Raw genomic sequence first — 14,193 nt, 5'->3', positions numbered from 1 at the left:
TCAAGATTTCTCTGATTCTAAAGTAGGCTGATTTTGGGGCAATGGTTGAGAATGTGTGGCGCTATGCGTAAATACTTTAAATAGGCCAATAAAGACGAAAAACGTCAGTGCCATTGTCCCTGATGCAACTAAAAATGGTGTATCGTAGGCGTTGGGTTGTACGAGAGAACCAACTAAAAATGATGCGCCAATGACCCCTAGGTTTTGCATAAAATGGATTTTGGCAAAGTCTTCGCCATAGTGATCGGGTTGGCTAAGCGAAAACAATAACACCTCAAGTTTCACCGTGATGACAAACATTGCGTAGCCGAGTAAAATACGACCAGCAATAACACTCTGCCAATCAGGTGATGCTTGTAGCCACAAACCAATACTTGCAAACCCTAAACCAACAAGAATGTGTTGCTGGCTGGTCCAGTTAAGTGAGCGGCGACTTTTGCTGAGAATAAGTCCAAGCAATGCCATCCAAGCTGGGATTGCATACATTAATCCGGCAATGAAGGTACTACTGATGCCACTGATATGTTGCCAGTACAGTGTGAAATAAGGACGTGCAAGAAACCCGGCAAAATACACGAACAATGACACCAGACCTACGGTGTAAATAAAATTTGGTATTTTTTTACGTAATACAGGCGAAGAAACCTTTGGATGCAGTGCCCACTTCAGCTTGAGTTGCTTACTTAGGTATAAACACACACCTACTTGTACAATATCGCCCAGTGCCATAATCAAATAAATGGTTTGGATATCGGTTAAATCAATTACCCAACCACCGAGTAATGCGCCACCAATACCACCAAAATGCATCAATACGCTAAACAGGCCAACAATACCTAAATGGGATTGTTGATCTTCTAAACGTAATACAAATGGATATATCAGTAGGTAGCTGGCTTTAAATACCAGCATCGCAAGTGAAATAACCCAGAACCAAACAATGTCAGTACTAAAAAAACACGCAATACCTAAGCAGGCTGCTATGAGTTGGGTTACGACCCAAATATGTACCTCATGAACGCGTTTGGCGAGTTTTGCCCAGTAGGGAAAAGCACACATAACGGTAAAGCACACAGCAGCAATATAAGCACCTACATGATGACTATTATCTATGCCAAAACGATCAGCAAAGAAAGTAGGATAAAAAGGCAAAATCATGGTGTCGCAGATTACTGAGATGAGTGTCAGTAAAATCAAACTGGTTTTAAGCAAAATACGCATTACACATTTTCCCCTTCAGAGCAGGGTGTTGCTTCAGGCGCTAAAAACTCTTGAAATGTGGTATGCGTTTCAACCTGATAGTGTGCATAGCCCAAAATCTGGTTGATTATTTGGCTATTGCGATAACATGCCATGCCAAGATCTGGGGTGACAAAGCCATGGGTGTGTAACTCTGCATTTTGCACAAAAATACGTTGTTGCTTGTCGATAGAATAATCTCGTGATACAGCAAAACGCCCTGTGTTATCGCGGTTTATCTGACACTCAATACCGCTTAAGAAGGCTGGGTCTTGGTAGCTAAAACCTGTGGCCATGACTAATTTATCGAATTCAAGTGTGAAACTGTGCTCGGCCTCGGTTTGTTGAAACGCTATGCTGTGGCCTGATTGGGATTTTAATTCGCTGTTAGTGAGTAACCGCGTTGGTACATCGCCATCGAGCTTTAACTGATACAAGAGGTCATAAATTTCATTGATAAGAGAGCTATTTATGCCTTTGTATAAGTGTTTTTGATTTGCAATTAATGCGTCTTTTTTTACTTGTGGCAGATCATAGTAATAGTCCACATAATTAGGCGACGTCATTTCTAGGGTTAACTTCGAATACTCAAGTGGGAAAAAGCGAGGTGCCCGTGTTACCCAAGTGAGTTCATAATTATGTGAACGAATATCTGTTAGCAGATCATAATAGATTTCAGCCGCGCTTTGGCCAGAGCCAACAATCACCAATTTTTTAGCCTGCGTGAGCGCGTCTTTATTAGCTAAATATTGCCCTGAGTGGATAATATCGTCTGCGTTTTTATCAACCGCAGCGGTATAATTTGGCACTGGCCCAGTGCCTAAAACAAGGTGTTTGGCAAAGTATTGATGTGTATTACCCGTACTGTCTTTAGCAAATATACAATAAAGGCTCTCAGATTCATTGAAATCTACCTGAACGACTTGTCGCTCAAATTGCACATTACTAAGTGATTTTGACGCCCATTGGCAGTATTGGTTGTACTCTTTACGCAGTAAGAAAAAGTCTTCACGAATATAAAACTGATATAAGTTCCCTGTTTGTTTTGCATAATTTAAATAACTATACGGGTTAGTTGGATCGGCCAGGGTCACTAAATCAGACATAAAGGGAGTTTGCAGGTGAACACCGTCGATCATTAATCCCGGGTGCCAATTAAATTCGCTACGTTGTTCAAGGAATAAACCGTTTAAATCGTTGATTGACTCTGTTAAACAAGCAAGGCTAAGGTTAAAGGGGCCTAGGCCAATCGCAATAAAATCATAGGTTGGTTGCATGGTATTAGTCCGTTACCTGTTGTGAGAGTTCAAGATATGCATGGGCTTTGATTTCAGATAAAATTTCAGAAATATGCTTAATGCTGGTGGTTGGATTAAGTAGGGTAAATTTAAGGTATTGCACGCCTTTTACTTTCGTGCGGGCAATTGCGCATTCTCCAGCTTTGAAGCATTTTTCCTTTATTTGATTGTTGATGGTATTTAGTAGCTCATTTGGTAAGTTTTTTTGGTAAAAACGAAATACCAAGGTGCTGATCTCAGGTTGATGGATCACTTCAAACTCATCATCTTGATTTAATATCGCGTGTGTTTGTTTAGCGAGCTTAATCACTTTATCGAACACGTTGCCAATTTGCTCAGCGCCCATAACACGTAAGGTAAGCCACAATTTTAGAGCATCAAAGCGACGTGTGGTTTGCAGACTTTTATCAACAAGGTTCGGTGTTTTTTCAGTATCGGTGTTTAATGGGTTGAGGTAATCTGCATGGTGTGTAAGTAACGAAAAATGTTGACCATTTTGCATAAAGAACGCGCTACTGCTGACTGGCTGTAAGAACGATTTGTGATAATCCACGGTAACGGAATTCGCGTTTTCAATGCCGTTTAACTTTGTTTTATGTTGCTTACTGACCAGCAACCCGCAGCCGTAAGCAGCATCAACATGCATCCACATATTGTGTGCTTTACATAATTGAGAAATTGCATGTAGTGGGTCGATACTGCCAAAATCAGTTGTACCTGCGGTGGCAACGACGCAAATAGGGGTGTCACCCTCTTCAATGGTTTTTTCGATGGCGTGCTTTAGTGCATGGGTGTCCATTTTAAATGCGTTATCGACTGGTATTGATACAACAGCGTCATAACCAAGTCCCAAAATGGCTGCGGATTTTTGCACACTAAAATGGCTGACTTCAGAGGTAAAAATTTTATAGCGAGTCGCTTGCTCAGTTAATCCAGAATCACGTAGCGAGGTATTTTGAAATGTTTGAGCGTAGTAGTCTCTTGCGATTAACAACGCCATTAAATTAGACTGACTACCACCACTTGTGAAAATACCATCTGCTTCGCTATTAAATCCTATTTGCTTGCAAGTCCAGTCAATGAGCTTTTGTTCCATTAATGTGCCAGCACCACTTTGGTCGTAAGTATCGAGTGATGAGTTAATGGCGCTAAGAATTTGTTCGGCAATCACACTGGGATACGCTACAGGGCAATTTAAATGGGCGACATATTTTGGGTTGTGGAAATACACAGCATTGTTTAAATAAATGTGTTTAAGTTCTTCTAATGCTTGTCGTGTATTGCCTACGGGTGAATCTAAGTTTACTTTGCTGACAAGATCTTTGAGTTCATTAGCGAGCTTGCCATTAAACACTTTTTGATTACTACTAATTGCTTGATGTACATAGGATAATGCTTGAATGGAACCAGATTCATAATCAACAAGGTTTTGTTTATTGAAAATAAAAGTTGATTCGCTTTTAGGGTTTGTAAATGCAGTCACATTGTCACTGGCGAAAATCATTTGTTCAGATACGTTTTCCATAATATTTTTCTGACACTGAAAAAGGAACATGGATCGTAATGCGAATGATTTGTGTTGGCGATAAGGGTTATGTATTAGATTCTTAGAATTTTGTGTTATAAGAGGTTTTATTCTGTTTATATTACAGGAACAAAAAAGACTTAGGATCGTCGACAAGATCTACTTATTATTACTCCCCTTTTATCTCATCAGGCAGCAAAAGAAATAAAAGGGGTACTTAACAAGCTAATTTAGCTGATTGTGCTTTATTAATTGGCGAAGGTAATCGAGGCAATCGCACCTTGCTTTTTAGTTTTGTTTGTAAGTGTTAACTCACCATTTTGATTACGTATTAATTCGCGGCTTAATACTAAACCAATGCCAGAGCCCTCAGGTTTGGTTGAATAAAACGGCACAAATAAGTTGTCGTTTAAATCAACGCCGATACCGTTATCTTCAATGGCAATTTGCCAGTTATCTGCTTTATTAATTCGAATAGTCACGCCAGACGAGTTTGCAGTTAAATTTGCCTCATTAGCGTTTTTAACAAGGTTGAGTAAAGCCTGTTCTAGTTGCTCAATATCACATTTAATTTCACCATTGTGTTCAATTTTGATATCGACATCGGGGAAAAGTGCTTCACAGCGTTTAGCAATTTCATCTGTGGTAACGTTGGCAAGTTTTGCGTTAGGAATTTGCGACAGTTTGGAATAGCTTGCAACAAACTCAAGCAGATGCTCAGCACGTTTTTCAATCACGTTAAGCATGGTGGTTTGTAAGTCTGACTGCGTTAGTTTTGGCAATTCTTGCAGTGATTGTGCCATTGAATAAATCGGCGTAAGTGAGTTACGCACTTCGTGATTAAGTACTCTTACTAGTTTTTGCCAGGCTTCTTTTTCGTTATGTCTTAAAGATTGCTCAATCGATACAAATACCAATAAACGATAATGACGATTACCGCGGTTGAGTGCATGTGCAACGACTTTGTGGCGTTGATTATTTTGCGCGAGTTGCCATTTGTCGGCATCGACACTCAATCCTAAACTTGTTAAATCATTACCCAGTAAATTGGGTTTTTGATAATAATTGGATGCCGCTAGGTTATGATGATAAACCTGTGATTGGCTATCAATCACAATAATGGGTAGTTCAAGTTCGTTAATAAAATCAAAGATAAAGCTTTCGTTTTGCGCATATTCATGGCGTTTATTTTGAATGCGTTTGGCAATAGTGTGTAAATCGCGTTTTAGCCCAGCAACGCGACCTGCTGAGTACTTAGCAAGGTGCCATACTGTAAACTCTTCATTGGCTAAACCATCGAGCTGCACTGCAACGCTGTCGAGGGTATTAAAAAATCGGCGATACAGTGCAGTAAATACCACAACACTTGGGGCGAGTAGGGCAATAATCAGTGTTGTGCCTTCAAGAAAATCGAGCTGAAAATGCACAATTAAAAAAACTAACAGCCCTAATAAAATCAAACAAGGTAGCGTAAAAAGTGTAATGACTGTGCGTTCTAACGAGTGCTTTTGCATTAGTTGCTCTCTTTAACGCTAATATTGAATTTTTCGATGCGGCGATAAATAGCTGATTTACTGAGCCCTAAAAATTCGCCCGCAGCAATGACATTGCCATCAAAGTGCTTGAGCGCATTATTGATCATCAGCTTTTCAGCTTGTTCTAGGTTCATAAGTGGTACGCTTTCATGTTGTGTACTGAGCTCGAGTTGCAAATGTGTTGCATCAATACTGTCGCCATCGGTCATGATCACCGCGCGCTCTAATACGTGTGATAACTCACGTACATTACCCGGCCAACTGTGCGCTTTGAGTTTTTCTAATGCAGTATTTGTAAGTAGTAAAGGCTCAAAACCATAGCGCTTACAGTGTTTTTCAATAAAGTGATTAGCGAGTAAGGCAATTTCGTCTTGGCGGTCGCGAAGTGGCGGAATAGTCAGTACTAAGGTGTTGAGCCTAAATAATAAATCGCGTCTAAACTCGCCATTGTTTATGGCTTTTTCAAGGTCGGCATTGGTGGCCGAGATAATTCGTGCGTTACTGGTTTGGGTTTTTGAGCTGCCGAGTATTTCAAACTCGCCGGTTTCTAAAACGCGCAGCATTTTGGCTTGCAGTGACATTGGCAAAGTGCCAATTTCATCTAAAAATAAGGTGCTATCGTTGGCGAGCGAAAAGCGCCCTTCGCGATTTTCTTTAGCGTCGGTAAATGCGCCTTTTTTATGTCCAAATAATTCACTTTCAAATAAGTTATCGGGAATAGCCGCCATATTGACACTGACCATATTGTGGTGTGCGCGAGGGCTGTTATCGTGAATGTACTGTGCAAGTAGGCTTTTACCTGAGCCATTTTCGCCGGTGATCAGCACATTTGCGTCCGTTTTTGCAATGCGGCTTGCGGCTTTAGCGAGCGTTTTAGATTGTTCGCCTAATGCTAAAAATCCGCTGCTAGGTTGGCTGTCGCTGGTATTTTCTGGCGCTAATTGGTTTTCGATGGATTCGAGTAATTTGGCGTTTTTCCAAGGCTTTTCAACAAAGTCGGATGCGCCAAGTTGCATTGCTTTAACCGCTAAGTCGACTTTTGCCCATGCGGTGATGACAATCACGGGAATAGTTAGTTGCTGGCGTTTCAGCTCTTTTAAAAAGCCAAGGCCTTCTTCGCCAGATGTGGTGTCTTTGGTGAAGTTCATATCAAGCAAAATTAAATCGATTTGCTGATTTTTTAAAAGGGCTAAGCCGACACTTGGATGGTCTGCTTCAGTGCACGTGTAACCATGGCTTTCAAGTACAATGCGCGCCGATAAACGCACATCTATATGATCATCAATAATCAGGATTTTTTTCATAATTTTATTTTATAGCTTTAAAACTATACCAATTGCATTAAATTGCTGGTCATTTATTGCGACAGAGAAATGGTTCAGAAACAAGGCTTATAATTCGACATGTAGTTGTTCTACTTTAGAATTTTAAAACGCAGTTTATGGGCCATTTAACTCGCTAGAATGATCAAATAATTAATAAAATTGGTATTAGCCCGCTAAGGTATTGCAAAGCAGGCTAAGGACAGAGGTATTAACCCCAAATTTCGGTTAATTATCTCTTAGTGCTGCCATTGGTTTTGCGTTTATTAGTTTGCTCATTGGGAATAATGTGGCAAACAGTGCAAATAACACAATGCTAGCTGCGGTTATAGTGAGCCATAGCCAATTGAGAAGCAACCAATTTGCTAACTCAACTTTAAACATTGTGTAACCACCTACCATCACCACCAATGCGGCAATAAAAGCAAATGCTAAAGGCAGTAAGGTGTCTGACAATAGCTGTTGATACAAGCGCTTGCGTTTTGCACCAAGTGCCATTCGCATACCGTATTCGTAGCGGCGAAGACCTAGGTTATAGCTGAGTACGCCATAAATACCAATACCCGCCAGAACTAGGGTAAAGAGTGCTAACACAATGCTTAAGCTTAATGTAATACGCTCCATATGCACCATCTTGGCGTATTCGTCTTCCAGAAAATCGAATTTCCAAAGGCCTATGCGGCTATCAACTGTACGTGCTGCTTGTAACAGCTGCTCTCGGTTTAAGGTTTTTCCTTGCTCCATTTGGATGATTAAGCCAAATGCATACGGCTGAGCAGCCCACCAAAAGTGTCGTCCTTGGTGTTTGTCGAAGAATTTAGGGTGGTTAAAGTTTTCAGTAATACCAACCACTTCCACTGGGTTATCAGGATCAAAACTTAAGAATTTCTCGCCAACTAAACTGCCACCAGGTTTGAGCATATCGTTAACTGCTTTGGTGACCAAAAACTCGTGTTTTTCACCGCGAATAGCGGCTTCGCTAAAGGTGCGCCCTTCAATAACTTTAAGGCCAGTAATATCAAAGTAATCAGGGCCTACCCATGCTTGTGGAATAAAGACGGTTTCTTTACCTGACATATCTTTTACTGTGCTTGAGCGAAGTCCGTCGTTTACTGGGCTGTCGCCGTGGCCTACCTTAACAACACCATCGATGTTTGCCACTGCAGCGCGAATTTTTTGTAAGTCATTATATTTTTGCTCTAACGTACGCTCTCTATCGTTGATAAATAACATGGTGCTATAGCGATTATCTACTTCACTGCCAAGCGGTCGTAATAGCGTTTCTAAGGTTTTGTTTAATGCCATTGTGGCACCAATGACAAGAGCGGTTGCTAAGAATAGTTGCAGGGCAATCAATAGTTTTACAGTACTGCCTTTAATTTGGCTTACACCGCCTTTACCGGAGCTTTGAATTTGCGTTCTAAGCTGACCAAAGTTGATTAATCGGCTGGTGATAAAAGCAAATAACCAAGCAAATACCACACAGCAAATTACGGCAGAAGATACTACGGTAAGGTCTAGATTAATGGCGCTAACCAGCGGTAAATGCCCTTCACTTAAAAATTTAAATAGTTTGATGCCCCACGCCGCAAAAAATAAACCAGCCAGTGCCGATATCACCATCAGCAGGCTTGATTCCACTAAAATACTGGTGAAAATAACGCTGCGTTTTGCCCCTAAAACCGCTTGCAGTGCGAGTTGTTTATGTTTAACAACGGCGCGAGAAATAAATAAGTTACTAACATTCAATAAGGCAATCAGCACTAAGCTTACTACGCCCACTAACATAAAGATTGCTAACGTATCGTTACCGTTAAGCTCTTTTTCGCGAAACGGTGTAACGATAGGCACAATGTCGTCTACTTCATCAAATACTGCTTTCCAATCACTTTTAATTTCTAAGATACGTGCATGCAAGTAGGCTTTGGTTGATTCTGGGGTTTCACCCGCTTTAAGTGTACCGATAAGTTTTAGGCTACCAAATAAGTTCCACCATGGGCTTGGACGCTCTTCATTATAAAAACGCGAATCACCGCTAAAGTGAAACCATAGGTCACTTCTACTGCGGTTAAACATAAATGGGTTTGCGTAGTCTTTGGCCACAACACCAACGATTTTATATTGGCCATGGACGAGTTCAATTGTTTGCCCGATTGCATTTTTGCTGCCATCAAAATAGGTTTGCCAAATAGAATAGCTGATCAGTACTTCGGTACTTTTATCATCAAGGCGTTTTTGTGGTGATAAATGTTGACCAGCAGCAAGTTGCATATTGGTAATGTCGTAATAGTCGTCGCTGGCAAAGGTCATATTCAGTTTAGGCTGACCCGGCAAGTTCATTATTACGTCTTCGCCAATGTTAATTGCGGCGACTTTGTCAAAATTGTCGTGGTTGTTATACCAGTGAATAATCGACTGGAAGCTTTGAAACCCTGGGCTGTTTTTATCGGAATAGACGTTATCTTGTTCAACCACCACAAGGCGCGCTTCATTATCGACATTAAGTGGTTTAATAAAGTAGCTACTAAATAAGCTCATTACTACAAAAAAGCAGGCAAGCGTGAGCGACAGAGTGAGCACAATGGCGCTGGTAAATCCAGGCGCTTGCAGCAGCGAACTGCTGGCATGTTTAATTTGTTTGGTTAGGCGTTGGACACTCATGCATGCGCCTCCAACTGAGTTTCGGTCGTTACTGCAGGCGCTTTATCATTTACTGAATTTAGCACCTTACCATCGAGTAGTTTTACTTGTTTTTTAGCGTAGCCGGCATAGCGCGGATCGTGGGTTACCATGCAAATAGTGGTGCCTTGTTCATTTAGTTCGGCTAGTAAGGCCATTACCGCATCACCATTTTTTGAATCGAGGTTACCCGTTGGCTCATCCACTAATAAAATGCTTGGGCTGCCCGCTAATGCACGGGCAATGGCAACTCGCTGTTGTTGACCACCGGATAACTGATTTGGTTTATGTTTAGCGCGATGATCAATCTCTACTTGTTTAAGAGCAGTATTCACGCGCGTATCAATATCAGCTTTGCTTAAAGCGGGTTCGCGATACAACAGCGGCAGCGCGACGTTATCGTAAACACTAAGCTCATCAATTAAGTTAAACGATTGGAAAATAAAGCCAATATGTAAGTTGCGCAGCTCTGCAAGGGTATCCATATTAAGGCTACTGGTATCAACTCCCTCAATTTTATAGATGCCGCTGGTAACGTCATCAAGCAATCCCATCACACTTAATAAAGTAGATTTACCACAGCCTGATGGGCCGCTAATGGCGATGTAATCGCCTTTATGAATTTGTAAGTTGATGTCGCTTAGGGCATGTGTTTCAACATCGTCGCTAAAGTATATTTTTGACACATTGGTGAGTTCAATTACCGGTGTATTGTCCATGATTGCTTCCTTAATTATTTGTAATCGTTATTGTTTGCAAGTGTTTAAAATCAGAGCTGTCTGAAATTACAAGGGTGTCACCGGCATTTGCACCAGAATTGATAACAATGTTATCGCCGGCTAGTTTACCAAACTCAACTTGGGTTTTAACCAATTGATTTTCGTCTGGGTTTAAAATGAAAATATGGTTTTGTGTATCGCCACTTACAAAACTAGGGCGACGTACATAAAGGGTGTGATTAAGCTCGTCGGTGACAATATCACCTTCAATGGTGAGCTGTGGACGGGCGTTGCTTGGTAAGGTGCCTGTAAGCTCAAGCTCTACAGTAATGCGGCCATCGCTGACGATTGGATTAATACGATTCACCACCGCTGAAACCGTACCTGCGAAGGTGTTTACCGTTGCTTTTTGACCGACTTCAATGCGGCTTGCTTCACGTTCTGGCACATTTAAATCGGCAAGTAGTTGATGCTCACTGCCAACTACCGCAAGTGGTGCGCCCATTTGCACAGATTGGCCTTGCTCTACATTGACCGCTTGCAACATGCCATTGATGCCTGCGGTGACATTAAGTTTATCGACATCTTGTTGTGCTGCATTGAAGCTAAGCTCAAATTCGCGCATTAATTCGCGTTCAACTTGTAAACGCTGGTTGTGTAAATCACTCGCTTGGCTGAGCTGCTGTTTGGCAAGCGAAACACGTTTACTCAGTTGTGATACTGCTAGTTGCGAGCGCTTATAATCTAGAGTAGAAACAATGCCTTGCTCAATCAGTTTTTGCTCAGCTTCGGCGCGCAAGTTCGCATTTGCAAGCTCACTTTCAAGCAAGGTAAGATTGGCCTCTAAATTAAGTTTTTCACTTTTTTGGCTGAGTTTTAATGCTTCAAAATTCGCTTTTTGGCGAGCGAGCGTTAAACGAGCACGATTAAGTTGCTGCTCAAGCGTGGGATTTGAAAGGCGCAAAATCACCGTATCTTTTTCTACTCGGCTACCCGGTAGGTGAAATACTTGTTCTACTTGGGCTTGGTAACGGGCAGTAATAAAGCGGCTGTATTTAGAGCGCAGTTGGCCAAACCCCGACACCGTTAACTTAAGAGGCCCACTATTTACGTCTGCAAGCAGCAACTCATTACGGTTTATGCTGGCATCTCCATCACTAAAGGTTGATGCAAACCCAACTACTAAACTGAGCGATAAAATAATCGCAAGCGGCATCGGCCAACGTTTCTTTTTATTTGTTCCTGCAAGGCTTTGTTTAATATCCATCTGACTAACTTCATAACTTTTGATAGTTTAGCTATAGCGAACGCTGTGCCATCAATTAATTTTAATAAAATCAGGTGCTTACTATTTGTGATTGAAGTTGATTTTTCCCTTGAACGGGAATGGGAATTAAAAGTGGGAAAAGTTTTATCTCACGTGCATGTATGAAAGATAGAATAGAAATAACTAATAAAGCACGTTTAAGTCTTAGTTAAACGTGCTTTAATAATTGATACTCTGATGTTTATACTTTATTTAAGGTGTTAAAAGCTCTCGTTATTTAGCAATGTTTGATATGTTTGCACTAAGGCTTTCTCCTCTAACGCTACTGACCGCATGTTAATCATTAAGTCCCTGTTGTATTTTGCGAGCCTTACCCAACCAACTACTGAGGCTGGTTTTGGGGCTGCATTATGGACACTGCAAAAATATTGCATCTTGTTGATGTCATCTAAACCTTCAAATGCTTTATGGTGAGCTAAATAATTTTCTGGCTGTTCATTTATTGGATTTTTTGTCTTACCCTTGCAATAGCCATTAAGAAAATAGTCAAATCGTCCCTTAGAATTAGCCTCGGGCTTGGCTTTAATCCAAGCTTTAGCATTCAGTTGTTCAGCCAAGAACCTCTTGTTAAAACAATTCTCTACACCGTTTTTAAATTCGCAGTACTTTAAAGCATCGCTTTGCGTAATTACCAGAATAGTTTCTTCACCATGATTCAAATCCATAGAGCCTGCTGTACCAAAAGGATAGTTGTAGGTTACAGATTTTTTTTCGCCTTTTTCATCTTTCCATGCTACCGGTTTTGGCCAATTACACTTAGTCTCATCTGTTGCACTGCATACAATATTAGATAGTTCACTATTCTCATCCTCACGAATTGAATCCTTGATAATGTGATTTCGGCTAATTTGGGTATAATTGTCATCTGTATGAATAAACAGATCTTCAATCATTTGAGTGCGGGCAATAAAATGTGGCATAGGAGTACCGTTAATTCTATATTGTTTTCTAGTTTCATAATTAGGATCCAGCCACTTGTCCCAAATGTGTTTTTTTAAGAGCCGTTTGACATTGTTAGCACGACATGCGTATTTTTGCTCCTCGCTGAGGAAACTTTGAGCCGCAACAATTTGTTTGTATTCACTTGGTAATTCAAGTTCTTCTGATGGGCAGCTACTAGTAAAATCAAAGCTATTGTCGGTTAAGTCAAAGAAAGGTTTGATTGCTTGCGCTACATTGCCGGCCGCTCGCCACTCCATATGCCAATGCTTTGAAGTTAGTTTTGATGGTTCCGCAGTTACTTGACCTTCTTTATCTTTTTTTCCTACTTCCTGAGCTACCGTAATGTATGGACTTCTCCATTGGAAATACCCTTGAGCCTTTTCCTTCAGTCGACATTGGGGGCGATATTCGTTCCCGTCGACATGTTTAATAGGAAGGTCATTATCAGGATGAGGACAAGTTTCAAAGAAAGCCTCACTTGTATTTATAAGGTATTCCGCGAGTTTATTCTTAATCCTAACTTTTTCAGGTTCACCTTCACACATATTAGGTTGACCTGAGAATTTGCATATATCGTTGAATACAAAGTCTAGATTCGCGTAAAGAAAAGCTTTATCCGTAAGGTTATGAAGCTGAGCGTAAGTGTTCCATAAACGATATTCTGCGTATTCGTCAGGGAATTCATTTTTCGGATAGTCGCCCTTTTTATCATCCAAAACGTGGTTTGCAAGTTTTTTCAGTATGTCATTATCAATAGATTTTAATACTATGTTTGCTATAGTCATGAACTGATTCGAAGACTGGTCGGCACATTTCAAGTCAAAACGTTCATTAAAATAAGCAGGTGTTATTTCGGTTGTGAATTCGCCTTGTGCATCGTAGTTTAAATCCTCTGAGAAGTGATTATCTGTATTGGTAAGTTTGCACTTAGCATTCGAATCATTGTTAATCTTGAACGAAAATTGTAGTGTAACGCCCATATTCAATTTAATCTGTTCATCAAACACCTCTATCGGATCCACCGGGTTTATGCTGAAAGCGCGCTCGAATAAAGAGGTGTGATTTAGCTTAATACTAACTTTCTTTAAACTTGGAGCAGGTGGTGGAGTCACTTCAAAACTTGCTGTGGTTTCAACTTGATAACCCAGTTCATTTTGGCAAGTAAAGGTATTAGTGAATTGGCCAGTTTGTTTTGGCTCAAATACATATGGCGCACTGATACTTATACTATTACCCGATTTATCGGTGCATGTAGCCGCATTCGTTGTAACCTTGTTTAATGTTATGCTCTCTCCCAAAGTCACTTTTTGTGGGGAATATGAGAAGTTAGCGGTTGGTTTCGAAATGACTTCATAGCTTGCCGTTGTTTCAACTTGATAACCCAGTTCATTTTGGCAAGTATAGGTATCGGTAAATTGGCCAGCTTGTTTTGGTTCAAATACATATGGGGTACTGGTACCGATATTTGTTCCCCACTTATTGATGCATTTAACCGCATTCGTTGTAACCTTATTTAACGTTACGCTCTCTCCCAAAGTCACTTTTTGTGGGGAATATGAGAAGTTAGCGGTTGGTTTCGAAATGACTTCATAGCTTGCCGTTGTTTC

At 40.8% G+C, this 14,193-nt stretch carries 9 protein-coding genes; all 9 read right to left on the bottom strand.

Features of this window, described 5'->3' with window-relative positions; genetic code table 11:
* Positions 1-1,221 carry an MFS transporter gene (locus AN214_RS00045; protein WP_152960676.1) on the bottom strand — a complete coding sequence of 407 codons (1,221 nt, stop codon included), beginning with the start codon at positions 1,219-1,221 and terminating at the stop codon, positions 1-3.
* On the bottom strand, positions 1,221-2,516 hold the full coding sequence (locus AN214_RS00040; RefSeq protein ID WP_054977855.1) for a lysine N(6)-hydroxylase/L-ornithine N(5)-oxygenase family protein: 1,296 nt from the start codon (positions 2,514-2,516) through the stop codon (positions 1,221-1,223). Before AN214_RS00040 ends, AN214_RS00045 begins: the two co-directional genes overlap by 1 nt.
* A gap of 4 nt (positions 2,517-2,520) precedes the next feature.
* Positions 2,521-4,062, bottom strand: coding sequence for an aspartate aminotransferase family protein (locus AN214_RS00035; protein WP_161805642.1), 1,542 nt, complete (start codon positions 4,060-4,062; stop codon positions 2,521-2,523).
* 248 nt (positions 4,063-4,310) lie between these two features.
* Positions 4,311-5,576: a PAS domain-containing sensor histidine kinase gene (locus tag AN214_RS00030; protein ID WP_054977854.1), complete on the bottom strand. Its 1,266-nt coding sequence runs from the start codon at positions 5,574-5,576 to the stop codon at positions 4,311-4,313.
* Positions 5,576-6,901: a sigma-54 dependent transcriptional regulator gene (locus tag AN214_RS00025; protein ID WP_054977853.1), complete on the bottom strand. Its 1,326-nt coding sequence runs from the start codon at positions 6,899-6,901 to the stop codon at positions 5,576-5,578. Before AN214_RS00025 ends, AN214_RS00030 begins: the two co-directional genes overlap by 1 nt.
* A gap of 246 nt (positions 6,902-7,147) precedes the next feature.
* Positions 7,148-9,580: an ABC transporter permease gene (locus tag AN214_RS00020; RefSeq protein WP_054977852.1), complete on the bottom strand. Its 2,433-nt coding sequence runs from the start codon at positions 9,578-9,580 to the stop codon at positions 7,148-7,150.
* Complete coding sequence (locus AN214_RS00015) at positions 9,577-10,317, bottom strand: ABC transporter ATP-binding protein (protein ID WP_054977851.1); 741 nt, start codon at positions 10,315-10,317, stop codon at positions 9,577-9,579. Before AN214_RS00015 ends, AN214_RS00020 begins: the two co-directional genes overlap by 4 nt.
* A 10-nt stretch (positions 10,318-10,327) precedes the next feature.
* On the bottom strand, positions 10,328-11,584 hold the full coding sequence (locus AN214_RS00010; protein ID WP_054977850.1) for an efflux RND transporter periplasmic adaptor subunit: 1,257 nt from the start codon (positions 11,582-11,584) through the stop codon (positions 10,328-10,330).
* Between the two features lie 260 nt (positions 11,585-11,844).
* Positions 11,845-14,193: hypothetical protein (locus AN214_RS22620; RefSeq protein ID WP_161805641.1), on the bottom strand; the 2,349-nt coding region annotated here is incomplete at its 5' end.

It is taken from the genome of Pseudoalteromonas sp. P1-9 (assembly GCF_001399975.1).
Taxonomy (GTDB): domain Bacteria; phylum Pseudomonadota; class Gammaproteobacteria; order Enterobacterales; family Alteromonadaceae; genus Pseudoalteromonas.
Note: the sequence above shows the minus strand (reverse complement) of the source record. Positions and strands in the feature narration are given on the sequence as shown.